This window comes from Methanomicrobia archaeon (assembly GCA_016930255.1).
Lineage (GTDB): Archaea > Halobacteriota > Syntropharchaeia > Alkanophagales > Methanospirareceae > JACGMN01.
In genome coordinates, this window is the sequence record JAFGHB010000054.1 from 1 (window position 1) to 17,267 (window position 17,267).

Below are 17,267 nucleotides of genomic sequence, written 5' to 3' on the forward strand. Positions count from 1 at the left end.
ATCGCCAATGCGAGACCCCGGAGGAGGCATTCCTGCGAAGATAGCCTCCAGAAGCGATTCTCGGCCTGTTCCTGAAGGAGGACAAGTAGCATGAGTAACGTCAAAAATATGAAACGAAATAATAATCGTACTCTACAAAGAAAGAAGTTATCGAAAGCTTTGTATATCCCATCAGCAAAGATAGTCATAACGAAGCAATTTTAATTGGTTCATAAAGCAATTTAGGAGGTGAAAAGAAGAAACGTGAACTACAAAAAGAAGAGAATTTCGGCAGTGCTTGTCGCGATCCTGGCAGTGCTGCTCTTGCTCACAGTGCTGTCCTCAGGTGTGGTAGCGGGGAAGCTATCGCTCGCAGTGAATAAGACGGTCTACGATCCCGTGAACGAGACGTGGGCCAAGGAGCTGACCGCAAATATGGACGATACCGTGCAGTTCAAGTGCACCATTAGAAACCTGGAGGAGGGAAACCTCACGCAGATACGGTTCTGGGACATCATGGACTGCAGCTTGAACTATTCGGACGGTGCAACAATAAATGGCTACACAATCCCACTCGATGGCAATTACGTCTTCAAGCCCAAAATGCTGCATCCTTACACTGATTGGAATCTGACTACGCCCATTGGTGAAGAGTTCAGTGAGTTCTGCCTGGAGGACGGTACGTCTTGGCAAATAGTGGCCTGGAACGACACCTTTGACGTCGGCAATGTGAGCGCCTGTGACCAGGTTCTATTGGATGATGGTGAGTGCGATTCACAGTACTGGTTCCACGTGGATCGGGTGCCCTACACGCTCACTCTTTACAATGCGACGACCTGTGAGACGAAGTACTTCGATTCCGTGCTCGACTGGGACGATCCCGAAATGGATCTTACCGATCCTAACGGGACTGAATGGCTCGAAGTCTGCTGTTGCAAGGATACCTATACGTTACTGAACTGGACTGATGATGGATCTTCTGGATTAGACTATGGAGACCAGGTGACGATGCGGAACGAGCGAACCCAAGAAGTGGTCGCATATGAGGTCTATGGGGTTGCCACAGATCTCGTGGTGAGCCATGAGTATGAGATGGACGATTATTTCACTAATTTCATCCTGGAGCCTGGCGAGACGATAACGATCAACTACAGTGCCACGGTGGTACGCTGCGGCGTAGACAACAACACATTCCGTGCGAAAGGTTGGGGTGGGGAGTGCGAACAGATGTGGAGCTACAGCAATAAGGACAAGGTGACAATCACGGTGCCCTGTGTACCATCCGGAGAGGCGACCGATCCTGCCGGATTGTCGAAGGAGGTGTACACCGCTGGTGAACCGGTGTATGCCGTGGGCAGCGGTTTCGACGCAAACGAGAACGTAAGCATCTACATCGTTCCCTTCCAGCAGTTGAATGACGGCGTAGCCATTAACACCCGGGGGATAATTGTCGGACCGATCAACGTGACTACGGACGGCAATGGGGACATCGGTCCCGAGCTGGTCTGGCCCAATCCAGTCCCGGGTCGCTACCTCATGATCTTCGATGACCCGGATGGAGACTACAACCAGGACAGAGACCCGCTCGATGAGTTCAGTGTTGTCGGCGCGGCGCCGGTTGTTACACCTCTCGGACTCGTCGTACTGATCGGACTGCTGAGCGTTGTTGCAACAAGCACACTACTACGAAGGAAGAAGAGGTGATTTTTTTCGGCCTCTTCTCTTCTCTTTTTTTCTTTTTCTTTCTTTTGGTTTCTCGGTTAGTGTTTCATATATTCCCGTAGAAGGACGGTCGCATACGACCCTTTTGGCAAAAAGAACTGCACCGTCGCCTTCGAGCGACCGGGATTACGCTCATCTTCCTGTAGCTCGCCGCATGTCACCGCAACGGGAACCAGTACGGGTCTCCGAGTGCCTTTCGAGCTCAGTTCCGGAAGCTTCTCGCTATTAAAATGGGGTAGTCGTACCTTCTCGTCATTAAGAACCGTCCGCTCGATTTCGCCTACCACACCCTCGGCAAGCTCGGTTTCGAAGCCGAAGATGGGTGCCGTGACAAACGCCCTGCCGTGTTTTATCAGCCGGTTAATTCCCTCTACGTTGTCCTCCGTGACTCGCTCCACCCGGTCAGGATCGGCAAGTCCGCGCTCATTATGAAAACAGACCACGTCACCGACCAGTGCCTCATTGAACGGCAGGTTGTGCTGCATACGATGACTCACCACGAGATTGAAGAGATACGCCTGGTACGCGTGCACGAAGAGCTTTTGTAAGTTCTTGGGCAGGACGGAAAAGGCAGCGAGGTACTGTGCTTCGCCTCGTTCTGCTTCAGTGCTCTTTACGAGCTCGTTCAGCATCGCCCGCTCATACCGTAAGAAGAGCGGCATCTGCTTCAGGCATGCTTTCAAGTCGCCGTGTGCGCATAAAGCGCGCGCCTCTTTCGCCGCCTCGCTCTCTTCCGGGAAGATATCCGAGATGTACGAGAGCACTGCGGCCTTTACGGTGCCCTCGACCAGATGTTTTCCCACGACGTGCGTTATCGGTCGATTGGTGCCGAACCGCTGCACACCGAAGAAGTTCGGTATGCCGCCAGCGGTTTCTATTTCGTGCGTAATCGCGCTGATTCTCTCCGTTATCGCCGCTTTTGTTCCTTCAATGTTACGAATGACAATGGTGAATTCGTTTCCGTACAGGTCGCCCAGGGAGACTGCTTTGTTCGATCTGCCGATCGGACGCAGCGAGACGTCTGCGATCCTTACGCGTTCCAGCGCGGTTTCGTCGGTATCCCAGAGGCTTATCTTCTGTGTGGTCACGGCGAACTTATCCTTCGTGCCGGCGAATCCGACCCGATTCCGGCTTACCCGCAACCGATTGGAAATCTCGCGTGCCACGCTGTGTGTGTCCCAGTTCTCCTTCGTTAGTTCCGCAATCAGATACTTGCCTTCATTACCTTCGGTTCTATTGGTAACCTCCCGCACCACAAAGTCCGCGGGTATCGTTTTTATCATTCCACCGAGGCCCGCGCTCTGCGTCGTGTAATACCGGATTCCTATTCGGTGCTCGAACTCAGGACTCGCTTTTAGCGCCATTTCTTTCTATTTCTCAACTCTATCTAAGCGGGTACGTAAGTAACGTACGTCAAGGTAAATCTAATCGGCGTAGATTAAATCAAATTCGATCAGATCATATTAAATCGATAATCTCGTCCTTCACGTACTGGATGAAGTCGTCCTTGGTCGCCTTGCTGAAGATCGTGACCACGCCGTTGCGCGTGACGCCGACCACCAGGCCGTGCCGGCTCGATTTCAGGACGATGTACCAGATCTTACCGTGCTTCAGGTTATCGACGTACGCGGACGTACTGCCCAGCGTGGAGCCGTAGAGCGACAGCTTTTTGATGTTCGGGAAGTCGACGTCGTCGAAGAAGATCACCTTGGTATCCTCGAAGTTAGCCTCATGAAATTGCTGAAAGCGCGCTGGCTCGATCCGGACCTCGACGATCTTGCCCGTCGTGATGAACAGAATCTTGCTTAACTGATTCGCGATGTTGTTCGCCCGCGCTTTCTTCTCCATTACCGTCAATACCGTCCTTTTGCCTTCTCTTTCAGGCTGCGGCTGCTCGACGAAGAAGAACGGCGCTTCTGACGTGGTTGGTACGCGCACGCGCTCGCCACGGTGGTAAATATCCATCAATTGATCCTGAATGAAGGAGCCGTAAAGGGAATCGCCAACTAAGCGCAGATCCTTTATCTCGGTGATCAGGCTTATATCCTCGTCCTGCACGCGCTCTTCTGCTTTGAAGCCCTTCAGCTTGGCCGCTAACCCCTGCAAGTCACTATCCTCTTCAACCAGAAACACTTTTCCTGCCAAGACCATAGTCTATACTAGGTCAAGCAGATACTAATAACCTACCGGTAACGCGAAGGTTTTTATCAGCGGATACGTACCTAATTAAAAAGAGGTGGTTGTAAGGCCTGAGGGTCAGCACTCGGTTAAAGAGCGGTACATGCGACGTACGTTTTGGATATCTTCCAAAGAGGGGAGGATATACGACGCTGATGTCAGATATGCTGAAGTTAAACGTCCATTGCTGGCCGGAAAAAAGGATTAGGTTACAAATATCACAACTCGACCTTTTTTAACAAAATAAGCGACATCAATAAGTAATAGGAGAGAGCAAGGAGGTTATTCAAAACACATGATCTCTGAATGGATTGTAGCTTTTGGAACATTATTATTGGCTTTTATTGCCGTTTTTCAAGACAAAATACGAGCTTATTTTTTAAGCCCGCACCTTGACTGCAAAATCGAATTAAATCCCCCGGATTGCCATCGAACCGTTATGCAAGGCGGCAATGACCCCTTTTATTCTTATTATTTTTTATTCCAAATTTGGAACACAGGAAACATAACTGCAAAGAATGTTGAAGTTATTATTTCAGACGTGTCCAAAAAAGAGGGTAACGGATTTAAGAGTTTAGAAGATTTTTTCCCTGATAATCTGCCGTGGAGTTTTACAGGTCAGAAAATTTATTGCGATTATATTTCCCCAGGTACATTTAAACATTGTACCTTAGGTCATATTCACGATCCTAAATTCAGAGACAGTTTATCAGGAGAGCATAACCAAAACTTACCAGTCAACTCAAACGAGGCCATATTCTGTTTTGATGTTAATTTCAGATCGAACAGACTTACTTATTTGGTTGAACCAGGTGTTTATAGGTTTGTTATTACCATAGGCTCGGAGAATGCTAAGACTATATCAAAGAAATTTCTGATGTCTATAAGTGGGAAGTGGTTTGAGGATGAATCGAGAATGTTAAATGAAGGATTTTCTATTGAAGAGGTTACATAAAAGGGGCGGTTCTTATAAATCATGCCAACAAAGGCGTTTAACATGCTGTTTAAGGCTTGCTACGTTCGATCAAAACCATTCGGGCTTCTTAAACAGCAGGGATTTCTGTACAACACCCATCCTACATAGGACGAGGCATCAAGGCTAAAAGACCGCGAGAGTTTTTTCTGATACCAAACATCCGGTGATGTCTGCATGCTCATCATGTTTTGTCGGAAAACTCCGCCGTCAGAAGTGTAAAACCCGTAAAAAGCCACCGGAGCGGTTGATTGCAAAGAGCTGGAGAAGTCAAATAAGCACCCCACATTCACAAATGCCCCTGCACAATAAGTCAATCACAAAGAAGATTCTGTGTTCCTGATTCCCAACCTTTTAACCTCCCAGACTATACTGAGAATAGCCATTGAGAGACGGAAAAATGCCAGCGATAACGACCAAAGAACCAGAAGCACCAGGCATCTGGCTGAAGGAGATAATCCTGGAGAATTTCATGTCCTACGAGTACGCGCGCATACCGCTGAAGCCCTGCCTCAATCTGATCTCCGGCCCGAACGGCGCGGGTAAATCCTCGATCCTACTCTCCATCTCCGTGGCGCTGGGCTTGATCTATACCGAGCGAGGCAAACGGCTGCGGGATTTGATACGGCGCGGAAACGAGATCGCGCGGATTACGCTGGTCTTCGATAACGCGGATAAGAACGGGAGACGACCAATCAGCTTCTCCGATGCCGATACCTTCATGCTCTCTCGCTACCTCCGGAAGGACGGGCATTACTGGTGGGAAGCGGATTACCGGCAGATAAGCTACGAGGAAGTCACGCGGCTCTTCCGGGGGTTCGGCATCGATCCCAATAATATGCTCATCATCATGCATCAGAACACGATGGAGCAATTCAGCTTGACGTCGCCACAGGAGAAGCTGAAGCTCCTCGAGGAGGCGGTCGGCTTCAGCGCGTATCGCGAGAAGGTGCTCGAAGCGCGGAACCGGCTCGAATCGATCATCAGCGAGGACGAGTCGATTTCCGAATTGCTTGGCCGCGCAGAAGAGAGTCTGGGCTACTGGAAGGAGATGCACGAGAAGTACCTGCAGCGTGAGGAGCTGGAGGCACGCCGAAGCTGGCTGAAACGCGAGGCGATCTGGGCACGAGTAATCAAACAGGAGCACGCGTTACATGCGCTTGAAGAGCAGCTTCACGTGAAGGAACATGCGCTCGAATCTAACCGGGCAGAGCAGGAGGCGACGAAAGAAAAGATCAAATCCGGGCGAGAGCAGCTTGACTCGTGGCATATCAACTCACGCGAATCCTTTTACGAGCTCCTGCATCTCGAGAAGGAGCACACGAAAGTTGAAAGTTTGGCGGAACATCTGCGAGCGACCAAGCAAATTTTTGACGAGCTGGGGAAGCACGACGAGGTGGCGCGACTAAACGGGCAGCTAAAGGACGCAGAAACAAGGCTAACGGACTTGAACGAGACTATAAACCGTGTGCAAAGCGAACTTGGCGCTTTTGAACGCAGCCTGGAGCCCACGATGGATGGTTACATCACCTACCGCGTAAAGGACGAAGTTCTGACGTTCAAACGCGATCTGCTCGAAGCGGATATAAAAACGATCGAGACGGAAATGGAGCGCGCGAACCAGAAATTAGAAGAATTACAACCCGCGCAGAACCGAGCAGGCGAGCGAATCGAGACCGACCGGAAACAGAGCGAGATAGAGACTGAGATCGGGCTGGTAAGCGCGAAGATCGAGGCCTTAGGTGAGATACCGGAAGAGACCGAGGAAATCTACTCGAACTACTCGAAGGTCTTCGAAGACTTGAAGAAGAAATCGGAGATCGTCACGGCGAACAAACGCGAAGGTCTGAAGGAGCTCGAAGAGCGGAAGAAGACCTGGAAGAAGGCGATCACTGACCTCCTGGAGTCTGCGAACAGCTCGTTCCAGCGCAATCTAGCTGATATCGGCGCTACGGGCCTGGCACGACTGGTGAACGTCGAAGACGGCGATATCGCGAATGCCGGGCTGGAGCTGCACGTTGGATTCAGGGGCTCGCAGCCGGTTCTGTTCGATTACTACACGCAGAGCGGCGGCGAGCGATCTGCATCGATCATGGCGTTCCTCCTGTCAATCCAGCAACTGCTGAAGTCACCCTTCCGCGCGGTCGACGAGTTCGATCTGCACATGGATCCGCGAAATCGCGAGGAGATTTACAAGATGATGATCTCGTCGATGAAGGGTTCTGAATGCCTGCTGATTACTCCCAGTCAGATCACCGTTGCCGATCCCGACGTGCACATCATCGTGGTGCAGAAGGCATACGGGAAGTCGAGTGTACGGGAAGTGGCATAGAGTGCTTTGTTTTTAAGATTTAGTGTACTGTTACTAACTACAAACTTAACGAAAATGAATTATTGAGTTGGGTAAAATGATCTCTCATCTATGCTATAAAAAGTTACATTTTACCACACATTTTGAGATCGTTTTTTTTCTCAATCCTTTTGGCTATCTCTTTCGTCTTTTTTAGGAAATCTTCTGCTGCTTCGCGATAGATTGGAAATTCTTTTGGATCTATTTTTTCCTCGTAAAAGTTTTCATGAAGATCCTCTAGAAATTTAAATGTTTTATGAAATTCTCTATCTTTTAGTTCTTGTGATAGCAAAAAAGTTAAAGAGGAGTATCCCTTATGACTTCTTATATAAATCCCACGCATTGTTGCCAACGCTCTTAGCGATTGAGTGACTGCACCCCAAAGGAGCTCAGAGGCTTTTGTGAACTCTCCATGAGCAGCATGTTTTAAAGCGTTATTGTAATATTTTTCACTTTTTATCCAGTATTGCTCGACATTACCTTGGCTGATCATATGAAATTACTCTTCCGGTATCATCATCAATCTTTAATTCCACTCGGGCATCCTCAAGAAAACCAACATTAAATCTCACAATCCAAATATCCCCTTCTAATTTAATACTTTCCAATTTATAGGTGTAATAGCCTGTTTTTTCCAAAAATTTTATACCTCGATCAATAGCTTCTTCGGTATCCATCTTCCCACCACTTAACATTTGTTGTGCCGTATATTAAATTTTGCGCTCTGTTGTCGATAAAGTATCCCTCAAAAATTTACACAGTTCAGTGGAGATAGAATATCTTCACTTCCAGAGGATACCTCTAGCATCTTTCAATCACCCCTTAACCCGTCTACCCTGTTAAAACCACCGATTCCATCCCGGCATCGAAATAGCCGTCACAATGATTGGTAAGCAGGTACAGTGCTTCCTTTAAGGTTAACGCGCGATAGGGTATTTTTAGTGCCGCGTCCTCTTTTTCCGTTCGTTTATTTATTCGCATCATTTTTAAACTGAAAGACCTCACGATCTTCAAGTGAGATCCCGTATTCTCCTCATACAAGCGTAATGGCCATATAAGCCTTTTGGGTACATTTCCACTGGAGATGGTCGTATAACCGGTAGCAAAGGACGAAAAAGCAATTGGCGTCACACAGAGCTGCGCACGACGGAATAGAACGCTACTTCAGCTCGGTTTTTAACGTAAAGAATACTGTGCCTCTTTTAAAATCGAGATTCTGCTGCTAACCACCAAAAAAGGAAATGAGGAGACAGAAAAAATTATCTCCTCTTCCGCACTCTTAGACGTAATACTGCAACCGCGGAAAGCAATCCTACAAGCGCTACCATCCCTATCGGCGTCATAATTGGAACGGGTGCGGATATCGATAATTGCAGCTCGGTGGGATCTGGAGATGGTGCGGTGACAGGATCATCCGTCGGTTTTTGTGCGTCATTTGTTCCATCGCCATTGCTATCGTAATACACCGTTCCTTGATTCGAAATGACTGTCGTTCCCACGGGCACATCAGGATCAACAATAACGCAAAACCTGATTTTGATTGTGCCTCCAGCAGTAATGTTGCCGTTCCAGATAATCGTCGTATTAGCGGCGTCATAGCCCACACCATCACTGATATCATCTGACTCATTCACATCGTTTATCTGCAACGAACCCGGCTTATAAACAGTATTCTCCGGGATGAGATCCACAAACTCGTTACCTGGATTGTCGGTTGAGTCCGCATCTCCCGTGTTGTTGATCCACGCGGTGTAACAGATAGCATCTCCCGGCTCTAACGGCGGCCCATTTTGATCAACGGCGATCTTCGGATCGAAGATCTCCGGTGCGACTACTCGCGTATCCTGCCAGAGTTCCGGTATCACGGTCTGGTCACTGGTCATGTTTACACAGTTATAGACGATATCGCCGTTGGCGAGTGAGCCGTTAACTGCCACGGTTATGGTTATCTGCCAGCTCTCTCCCGGTGCGATGCTCACGTTCGTCCATGTAGTGTTCGCGGCATCGTCGGGCATAGGCGTGGCAGTAACAAACGATAGGTTGGGATCACAAAAGAGGTCCGTAACCGTCACATTGGTCGCATTCGCCGTGCCGGTGTTATTCACGTATATGGTATAGGTGAGCAGGTTCCCGGTGCGTACCGGATCGGGGCTATCACGTTTGACGAATTCCAGCACGGGCTCTGAGATAACCCGTGTCTCTTCGGTATCATTCCCTTCCGGCTTTCCATCTGCAGTGATATTGACATAGTTAGAGACGATGCCGCCGGGATGCGGAATATTCACACTCACGTTGATGGTAATATTATGGCGCTCATTGGGTGGCAGATCGCCGACATGCCACACTAACGTGTGATTATCATCTGCCGTTTCATTGGGCTCGAACGAAGCGGAAACGAAGGTGACCCCCTGTGGGAGCACGTCGGTTATGGTCGTGTTGGTCGCGTTGAGAGTCCCGAAATTAGCATAGCAAACGGTATAGGTGAGATTGTTCCCTGCTTCAACGGGATCGGGATAATCCTGCTTACAAAGCACTAGCTCGTGTTCTCCTATCTCGGTCACCTCCGTATCATTCCCTTCAACACCCTCCTCAGAGGTGATATTCACGTAATTCAAAAGCAGAGTGCCGTTGGTGACCGACTCATTCACCCCAACAGTGATGTAGATATAGTGCTTACCATCCGGTGGCAGATTGGCAAAGAACCAAGTGTCATTGTCAAGGTAAGGTGCAGGCGTTGCATTGATAAAGGTGACATTGATATCGTATACCTCCGTTATGGTAACGTTCGTCGCGTTCATGTTACCTGTATTCTCATAGGTTATGACATACGTCAGATTCGTGCCCGCCGCAACGGGATCCGGCCAGTCCGCCTTCTCGACGAGCAAGACGGGTGCGGATTTGACCGTTGTCGAAATGACGATCTGATTCGTCACGTTCTGATCGCTGGTTACATTTGCGTAATTCAGCACCAGCGTGCCGTTCGGAAGTGGTGCGGTGACATTGACGGTAATAGTGATTGTTTTAGTTTCGCTGGCATTGATAGTCGAGAAGTTCCATATATTGTTTCCCGAATCCGGCAATGGCGTGGCAGCGAAGAAGACGACATTGGCATCGTAGATTTCGGTAACCGTAACATTGGTCGCATTCGCCGTGCCGGTATTATTGATATAAATCGTATATATAAGCACTCCACCTGCTTCGACGGGCTCAGGATCATCAAATTTAGAGATGTCCAGCACCGGCGCTGAGACAACCGTGGTCTCCTCAGTGTGATTCACTTCATCTAACCCGTCCGCGGTAAGATTGACAAAGTTCACAAGGGGACACCCGCAGGGAAGCGGAGAATTCACGGAGACCGTGATCGTGATAGTACGAAGCTCATTGGGTGGCAGATCGCCGATATTCCAGACGAGCGTGTGATTGTCATCGAATGTTTGATTCGGCTCAAGCGATGCCGAAATATAGGTAACCCGCTGAGGAAGAATATCGGTCAGGTTTGTATTCACCGCAGTGACATCGCCGAGATTTTCGAAGAAGATAGTATAGGTCAGCGTCTCGCCGGGCTCAACCGGGTCGGGGAACGCGGACTTGGCGATTTCCAAGACGGGCTCGCCCACCACTACAGTATCCACCGTATGGTTATTTGCAACACCCTCCTCAGAGGTGATATTCACGTAATTAGTCAGGATGGTGCCATTGGGGACCGTATCATTCACCCGGACCGTGATGTTAATGTATTGTATAACACCAACGGGAAGGTTGGCTATCGTCCAGGTGTCGTTGGTACCGGGATCCGGTGAGGGATCTGTGGTTACAAAGGTCACATTGGCATCGTAAGTCTCCGTTATGGTCACATTCGTGGCGTTCAGGTTGCCGGTATTCTCGTAAATAATGGTATAGGTAAGATTCTCCCCCGCTTTAACAGGGTCGGGGAAGTCATACTTCGTTATAATCAAATTAGGCCGACATTGCACGCAGAAGGGCCCCAATCGGAGTCCACTATCGGGAAAATCGGTCGTTGGTGCTTGATCGAGGTTCGGATTCTCCTGATCCGTTACCCAGATAAGAGAAATTCGAGATGGAGCTGATATGTTTATGTTGACAAAGCGCACATACAAATCGACACACTTGCCCGAGATACGGTAGCCGGCGATGCTGAGGTTGGTAATATTTTGGGTTACGTAAGTACCACCAACCGGCTGACCCCAATCGTCATCGAACGAGCCATCGCCGTCGATATCGTATAACAGGTAGACTTCACCAATGCCGTCTTCAGGATTTGCATCCTCGACGAAGAGAAGATATTCTCCTTCCACAACATGCCCTCCGCCTATGCCACCGGTTTTATACATGTTGTTATCCAAATCGATGAACCACTTGAATCTGCCATCCAGACCTCCGGATTTGAATGCCGCTGTACCATACGTGCACATACGAAGATAGAGATACTCATCATCGAAATTGTAGTACGCATATTCGACATCCCGGAAATTATCTTGCGGGCCATTCTCGTTTCTATCACCACCAATCAATATCCATTCGGTAGGCCACGTTTGCGCCGCTGCTGGCTGCAGCGCCATACCAAAAAACACCACGAGCAGGGCAAGAACCGCACCCCCCATCACAATCGCCTCGGCCTTCTTCTTATGACTGTGAATGCCTCCTTCTTCTCCTCTCTTCTTACCATGAACTCTTATCATGTTCATCGTCAAATTTTTGGTTTTATTGCCATTTAAAGCTTACGGATCGTTTATTAGAACATAAATCTGATGTAAATCGTATGGTTTTGCATACCACTCCAGTCTGCTAAAGGATCTCTGGTTTTGTCTCGGGACGGGGCGGTGGCACGGCTCGATTGAAGATTTATTAAACGATGGGTTTGAAGTAACGTATAGATAGCAAGCGAGGTGGACGTTACGGAACGATGGAGAAGCACAGGATGCCGGGTAAGCAAGTGAAATTCGACGAGCTCTTCCGGCTGCTCAACTTCTGCAAGACGATCCAGACGGAGGGCACGGACCCGTTTGATCTGGACGTCAAGCAGTTCCTGGAAACGCTGAAACGGTATAATGCAAAATGGAAAACACTGGATGACTTGCTTTTAGATGCGGAGGCGATCGCGGAACTGGCGAAGATCATCGAACTGCAGGGCCAGTGGATAAAAGACCGCTCTACTTCGTTCTATATCGATCCCGAGTTACTAGAGCTCAAACTCAGACTGCTGGACCCACCGCAATTAGCAACGGCGTTCTTTAACGCATGGCAGCCCGTTATCGCGCTGGATCGAATGACGCCAGAGCGGCTGAAGGAGGGGCTGGCTTACTGGAATGCGCTCGTGCCGTTGAACGAGCGAACTGAAGAATTCCCACTTCCCGCCGAGCTCGAATCGGCATTCAACTTCGAGGATCTCATTACCCTGAATATTCTGTCCCGGTCGGAGTTTGACGACGCGCTGCAAGCCGTGCTCAGCGAGCTTGAAGAACGCGGCAGAATCGACTATCACGATTTTATTTATAGCGATTCCTTCGAGGAGAGTATAGAGCGGGCGTATCTGACGAGTTATCTGGTGAGCGAGGGGAATGCGGAACTCGATATAAATCCCCTGGAAGACGAGGTGCTTATTTCACCGCGTGAGACCCATCGCAATGTGCAGGCAGCTCGCGCCGCTCCCAGCAGGTCTATTCCCGTTTCGATAAGCTATGAGGACTGGTTAGAATGGAGAGAGAAGAGGAAGCAGAGGTGAGGGCCGAACGGAAGGTGAAGAAAGCAGCCCAGTTGCTGCTCTTCAGACGGCACCGCGTCCCGGGCGTTAAGGGCTGGGAGCTGAAACGGGCCCTGGGGGAGGATTATATAGACGTAATAGAGGTCTTGAATTCCGCACTCGACAACCTCGGCCTGGAAGTGAGGCGCATAAGCGAGGCAGGAGAAGGAGGCATAGCGGAAAAAGAAGAGCAGAGAGCAGAGCGTGACCGGTTTATGGTGGTGCTCAAAAGCCCGGTAATCGAGAAGGCATCCGGCGAACGGATAGACAACGTTGCCATGCTCGCCGCTACGTTGGCGTACATCATCTCGAAACAGGGCAAAGTGCCGCGAAAAGCAGTTGAGGACTTTCTCAGCGATAAATTCCCCAAGCAGCGGATATTCTTCGTGCTCGACCGGTTCATCAAGCAGGGTTACCTGGGTGAAGATGATAAACTGGTTTATATCGGCTGGCGGACGCGAGCGGAAGTGGATAAGAAAACACTGCTGGATTTGATCCTTTCTGCATAATGCTGTTTGGAGCGGATAGTCCTCAGTTATGGAGCAGAAAAAGCTTTTTAGATCCGGGGGGGTCGTTGATTCTAACCCCCTCCCTCTTTTGCTATCCGATTAATCGCAGCTTTTCAGCGATTCTTCAAACGTAAAACTGGCTTCACACCTGTTCGGATGAGAGAAGTATATCCTTATCCCTTAGTGGGAGCAAGGTTTTGTAAAAATATTTGGTGGACGGTGAACCCATCCACCCCCATATATTTTTTTTCATTTTTTACGCAACTTCTTGCAGATTAATTAGGGTTTCTTATGTATCTGGATGTTGCCGCTGAGCAATTCTCCGCCTGCTGTATAGCCCGTGCTCAAAGTTATCGCGAACTTATCGTTCTTACCGGGCTCGTTGTTATCCTCAACGTACGCCTTAAAGGTTCCGTTGGCACCGTTAATGGTGCAAGTCCCTTCGAACCACGCCTGTGTCTTATCCGCAGATACGACTAACTTGGTCATCTCAAAGGCATGCACGTTCATGCCAGTAGCATGATCAAGGTATTCAAGCTCGCCCTTCGGTGCAGGATCGCCTTCCTCGTACATCACGTTGAAGCCGAAGCTGGCCGTATCAACCTTCTTTTTATTGCCCGTCTGTTCTGGTGCTTCGATTTGCCCGCCGCCCGTTACCTTGCCCGGTGTCATCGGCTCTAGTGGAGTGATTTTTTCCAAGGTTAGTAGTGCCCACGCAGTGCACAGCTCATCAGTTGCTATGTAAGCCCACCCCTCCTGTCCAACATAGTTAGGGCCGTTTGTCCAGTTCCCAGCAGGCAATTGGTTATTTACTATCGCCGTGGAGATTTCATCGAACCAGTCTTTACCGTTAAGATCTTCCAGACCAATAGCTTCGAAGCCTTTCATAATGGTGTAGGTGGCTTGATATTGTGTGTTGTAGGGAATTGGTGCGGATAGATTTCCTTTCCACCCTTCAATATCGTCATTCCAATGCCTGTCTATGTAATCTGTCGCGTTGAGTATCCTTGATGAATCAACGGCATCGCCTGATAGCACGGCTTCGTAGATGAGATTGCCGGTCTTTAAGCTATTTACCCACGAGTTAGGAGCATCATATCCTGAACCGCCATCTGGGTCATCTTCAAATCCGTCATCAGCCACTCCCGGATCGTTTTGGATATAGTCAACATAAGAACTCAGAGCTGTCGTCGTAGTGGCCGGAATGGTCGCACCGGCATTCAATGCATAGCCAATACCCAACGTTGCATATCCCGTGTTACTGTTATCACCCCAGCACGTGAAACCCTGGTAGTTCCATACTCCGTACTGTAGCTGCGTATTATTAGTACACTGTGCATTGATCAGCCAGTCGGTCAAGTCCTGTACCAGATCCGGCGGTGTATTGGGATATTGGGATTTGCGGCATATGCCATTGTGGCTATGCCGGTTACGTAAGTCCTGTGGAAACCATCAAGATATGTCATATTCCCATTTGAATTTCCATCATATCCCCCTACGGGAACTGGTTCAGTCATTAGATGGCTATCCAGAAACTCGAGACCTTTATTCACGTTGTCACTGTAGGTATACTCAGGATCGGTTGGATTCACATCGTGTTCCTTAGCATATTCTATGAATTTCAGCAGTGCTAATCCTGTAGCTCCTATATCATACTCTTCTATTTGCCAGGAGCTGCCGTTCCAGCTTCCATTCTCTTGTTGCGCATCAGCCAGCCATGCTAAACCATCGTCTATCGCTTGCTCTATCTCTGCTTCGGTGGCCGCACTTGCAGGGGTGCACAGTGCCGCACAAGAGGAAAGGACGATCGTTGCGACTAGTAGTGTTGGTACTAATTTCTTCATTTTTTCGATCACCTCCCGTTTATTCAGTACTTCCGAAATGGGTGAGTTCCGAAAGCCGGGTGCACTTCCTCGTACTGAATCCGTGACTGAAATGCCTGAGCTGCACTGCTTTGAGCTCAATGGCAGAGGGTTGGAGATCACGAAGGCGAGATTGCCGCGTTCAAGCGCGCAGTAACCGTGCGTAAAAGGAGTTCTTACCGAGCGAGAACCGCGAAAACCGGCAAAAACCACGAGAGCTTACGCTCATCCTGAAGAAGCCACCTCACCAGCGCGGGTCGTGCTTCAGGCGGGAAAACTTACGTTCCGGCTAACCGAGCCCAGAGCTCCAGCGCTCGCTGCTGATCATAGCGCGTTATCTTCTCGTAAAGTGCCCGTAACGAGAGCTGTCTGCGAAATCCGCCACGCCTAAGGTAGCGCTCGAGGTCTTCTATGATCCGCGTCTTCAGTTGACGCGCGGTAATACGCAGAACCCGCTTCAAGAGATTCAGGAAATTGTGCATGATGCATTGAACGACGAAGAAGAGCACTCGTGCGGCGTACGATCGTGTGCACGTTCGTATCTTGAACTCCTTCTTCACCCGGTAGCCGGTCTCGATCTTCCATCGTGCTCGGTAGCTCTGGGGGACCCGTTTTACGAACTCTTCCGGCGAATCGAATGCGATGCTGGTAGCGAAGAGCAGAAACTCCTTGTTCTTCGGCCCCGCGCGCTTCCGCGGATCGTACTCGCGATTGGGTATCGCAACGAGATAAAAGTCCGGACTCCGCTCATCTAGGAAGCGGTACTTGAATACCGCTGCTTCAAACCCCTGCTCTTCTTTATGCCGCTTCAGGAGCTTATTTATCCGCTTATCCGCCTCAGCAGCCATGATGAACTCAACGCCGAGTTCTGAGCACGTGGAAATCACCGCGAGATTGAAGAACTCGCGATCTGCGAAGATCGTTCCACTGCGGAGTTTCAGCGCCTGTAGCCGCAGTATAACACCCCTCACGAGCGCAGCGTAATCCTTGTTCAGCCCCGTGACGTTCACGATGTCCAGGGTATGAGCCGGGCTGCCGAGCCAGTCGAGGGTGAAATATACATACCCCCAGGACGTGCCGTTCTTCGGTTGGATCCCTCGCACGCCTTCTGCGTTCTTCTCACCACAGTAGCTCTCGTTGTGGAAGTCGATGGCAAAGTCCTGCGGCGTGTCCGGAATCTTCAGCAGCGGCAGAAAGCGGGAATTAAGCGCTCTGAAGTATGAAAGAATCCCCTCGACGCTGTTCGCACTTTTGATATAGCCGAGTACCGTATCGGCGGAAGGAACAGAAGCCTCAGGGTTCGTCCGCCGCAGCTCATTTGCCGCCGCTTCGGGCGAGTTATTCGTCGAAGTAGCCGCGTACGCCAACACGTTGAGCGTCTCTTGCAGGTTGTACTTCGCGCCGTTCGGCACCGCAATGATACCGCCATTCCAGCGTAGTAGCTCTGAGAGCATCCCCCAAAAAATCGGTAGTGCCCTCGCGAATCCCCAATTCACCCCAATTCCGGAGATAACGATTCATTTCCAAGACTCCTTGCTTTGGAGTGGTTCTTGAACTTATAAATTCCTTTCGGAAGTGGGGCTGTTCGGAAGTACTGTTATTGGGTACTTCTAGAGCGCCCCTCCTCGGCGCTTAATATCAAAAAAAATCGGCCACCTGATATAATTAACCGTTGGAAGTATTTCTATTCTTAAACTCTATTATTAGGCAACAGCAACTGTATACTTATCTCGTGGTTATGAAAACTTAATGCTTAAATAGTGAGCAATTGCCAAACATAAAGACATCCTTCTTATCCTGTGTTCACTATCGCGTTAACAGTGTATTTTTTCTGCAGTGATCGAGAAGTGTTAAGTAAACCAAAAAAGGTTACACATCGATGTATTCGTTTTTATGAGTCCTCTTTTCTTTCTTTTTCTGTAAAGGAGGATTA

The 17,267-nt window shown here is 49.4% G+C and carries 14 protein-coding genes; 5 read left to right on the forward strand and 9 right to left on the reverse strand.

From position 1 onward, the window contains the following. The first annotated feature begins 228 nt into the window (after positions 1-228). On the forward strand, positions 229-1,683 hold the full coding sequence (locus tag JW878_07890) for a hypothetical protein (GenBank protein MBN1762976.1): 1,455 nt from the start codon (positions 229-231) through the stop codon (positions 1,681-1,683). A 56-nt stretch (positions 1,684-1,739) separates the two neighbouring features. Here JW878_07890 and truD read toward each other — a convergent pair whose 3' ends face one another. Both truD and JW878_07900 read right to left on the reverse strand, forming a co-directional pair. Next, positions 1,740-3,065 carry a tRNA pseudouridine(13) synthase TruD gene (truD, locus tag JW878_07895; GenBank protein MBN1762977.1) on the reverse strand — a complete coding sequence of 442 codons (1,326 nt, stop codon included), beginning with the start codon at positions 3,063-3,065 and terminating at the stop codon, positions 1,740-1,742. Between the two features lie 94 nt (positions 3,066-3,159). Next, positions 3,160-3,852: a hypothetical protein gene (locus JW878_07900; GenBank protein ID MBN1762978.1), complete on the reverse strand. Its 693-nt coding sequence runs from the start codon at positions 3,850-3,852 to the stop codon at positions 3,160-3,162. A 322-nt stretch (positions 3,853-4,174) separates the two neighbouring features. Between JW878_07900 and JW878_07905 the strand changes: the two genes are divergently transcribed. Both JW878_07905 and JW878_07910 read left to right on the forward strand, forming a co-directional pair. Beyond that, a complete protein-coding gene (locus tag JW878_07905; protein MBN1762979.1) occupies positions 4,175-4,834 on the forward strand; it encodes a hypothetical protein in 660 nt (219 codons plus the stop codon). A 418-nt stretch (positions 4,835-5,252) separates the two neighbouring features. Then, entirely contained in the window at positions 5,253-7,184 is a 1,932-nt protein-coding gene (locus JW878_07910) for an AAA family ATPase (protein ID MBN1762980.1), read from the forward strand. A 103-nt stretch (positions 7,185-7,287) separates the two neighbouring features. Here the strand turns inward: JW878_07910 and JW878_07915 are convergent, their stop codons facing one another. The 4 genes from JW878_07915 to JW878_07930 form a co-directional block, all read right to left on the reverse strand. Further along, a complete protein-coding gene (locus JW878_07915; GenBank protein MBN1762981.1) occupies positions 7,288-7,695 on the reverse strand; it encodes a PaREP1/PaREP8 domain-containing protein in 408 nt (135 codons plus the stop codon). Beyond that, entirely contained in the window at positions 7,679-7,879 is a 201-nt protein-coding gene (locus tag JW878_07920) for a hypothetical protein (GenBank protein MBN1762982.1), read from the reverse strand. Before JW878_07920 ends, JW878_07915 begins: the two co-directional genes overlap by 17 nt. A gap of 154 nt (positions 7,880-8,033) precedes the next feature. Beyond that, positions 8,034-8,186 (reverse strand): hypothetical protein, encoded by a 153-nt coding sequence (locus tag JW878_07925; GenBank protein ID MBN1762983.1) that lies wholly within the window; start codon positions 8,184-8,186, stop codon positions 8,034-8,036. 275 nt (positions 8,187-8,461) lie between these two features. Continuing rightward, entirely contained in the window at positions 8,462-11,908 is a 3,447-nt protein-coding gene (locus JW878_07930) for a DUF11 domain-containing protein (GenBank protein ID MBN1762984.1), read from the reverse strand. A 218-nt stretch (positions 11,909-12,126) separates the two neighbouring features. Here JW878_07930 and JW878_07935 point away from each other — a divergent pair, with 218 nt between their 5' ends. Together JW878_07935 and JW878_07940 are read left to right on the forward strand one after the other, a co-directional pair. Beyond that, on the forward strand, positions 12,127-12,945 hold the full coding sequence (locus JW878_07935; GenBank protein ID MBN1762985.1) for a hypothetical protein: 819 nt from the start codon (positions 12,127-12,129) through the stop codon (positions 12,943-12,945). After that, positions 12,918-13,472: a hypothetical protein gene (locus JW878_07940; protein ID MBN1762986.1), complete on the forward strand. Its 555-nt coding sequence runs from the start codon at positions 12,918-12,920 to the stop codon at positions 13,470-13,472. Before JW878_07935 ends, JW878_07940 begins: the two co-directional genes overlap by 28 nt. A 279-nt stretch (positions 13,473-13,751) precedes the next feature. Here the strand turns inward: JW878_07940 and JW878_07945 are convergent, their stop codons facing one another. The 3 genes from JW878_07945 to JW878_07955 form a co-directional block, all read right to left on the reverse strand. Then, the gene (locus JW878_07945) at positions 13,752-14,831 is read right to left on the reverse strand and encodes a hypothetical protein (GenBank protein MBN1762987.1); all 1,080 of its coding nucleotides are present in this window, start codon (positions 14,829-14,831) and stop codon (positions 13,752-13,754) included. Continuing rightward, positions 14,828-15,316, reverse strand: a complete 489-nt coding sequence (locus tag JW878_07950; GenBank protein ID MBN1762988.1) for a hypothetical protein — start codon at positions 15,314-15,316, stop codon at positions 14,828-14,830. Before JW878_07950 ends, JW878_07945 begins: the two co-directional genes overlap by 4 nt. A 296-nt stretch (positions 15,317-15,612) precedes the next feature. After that, positions 15,613-16,788: a transposase gene (locus JW878_07955; protein ID MBN1762989.1), complete on the reverse strand. Its 1,176-nt coding sequence runs from the start codon at positions 16,786-16,788 to the stop codon at positions 15,613-15,615. Between the last annotated feature and the right edge of the window lie 479 nt (positions 16,789-17,267).

Excerpts from the sequence above, each read along its gene's own strand:
- truD (MBN1762977.1), bottom strand. The coding sequence starts at position 3,065 with ATGGCGCTAAAAGCGAGTCCTGAGTTCGAGCACCGAATAGGAATCCGG.
- JW878_07900 (MBN1762978.1), bottom strand. The coding sequence starts at position 3,852 with ATGGTCTTGGCAGGAAAAGTGTTTCTGGTTGAAGAGGATAGTGACTTG.
- JW878_07905 (MBN1762979.1), top strand. The coding sequence starts at position 4,175 with ATGATCTCTGAATGGATTGTAGCTTTTGGAACATTATTATTGGCTTTT.
- JW878_07910 (MBN1762980.1), top strand. The coding sequence starts at position 5,253 with ATGCCAGCGATAACGACCAAAGAACCAGAAGCACCAGGCATCTGGCTG.
- JW878_07915 (MBN1762981.1), bottom strand. The coding sequence starts at position 7,695 with ATGATCAGCCAAGGTAATGTCGAGCAATACTGGATAAAAAGTGAAAAA.
- JW878_07920 (MBN1762982.1), bottom strand. The coding sequence starts at position 7,879 with ATGGATACCGAAGAAGCTATTGATCGAGGTATAAAATTTTTGGAAAAA.
- JW878_07925 (MBN1762983.1), bottom strand. The coding sequence starts at position 8,186 with ATGATGCGAATAAATAAACGAACGGAAAAAGAGGACGCGGCACTAAAA.
- JW878_07930 (MBN1762984.1), bottom strand. The coding sequence starts at position 11,908 with ATGAACATGATAAGAGTTCATGGTAAGAAGAGAGGAGAAGAAGGAGGC.
- JW878_07935 (MBN1762985.1), top strand. The coding sequence starts at position 12,127 with ATGGAGAAGCACAGGATGCCGGGTAAGCAAGTGAAATTCGACGAGCTC.
- JW878_07940 (MBN1762986.1), top strand. The coding sequence starts at position 12,918 with ATGGAGAGAGAAGAGGAAGCAGAGGTGAGGGCCGAACGGAAGGTGAAG.
- JW878_07950 (MBN1762988.1), bottom strand. The coding sequence starts at position 15,316 with ATGAAGAAATTAGTACCAACACTACTAGTCGCAACGATCGTCCTTTCC.
- JW878_07955 (MBN1762989.1), bottom strand. The coding sequence starts at position 16,788 with ATGCTCTCAGAGCTACTACGCTGGAATGGCGGTATCATTGCGGTGCCG.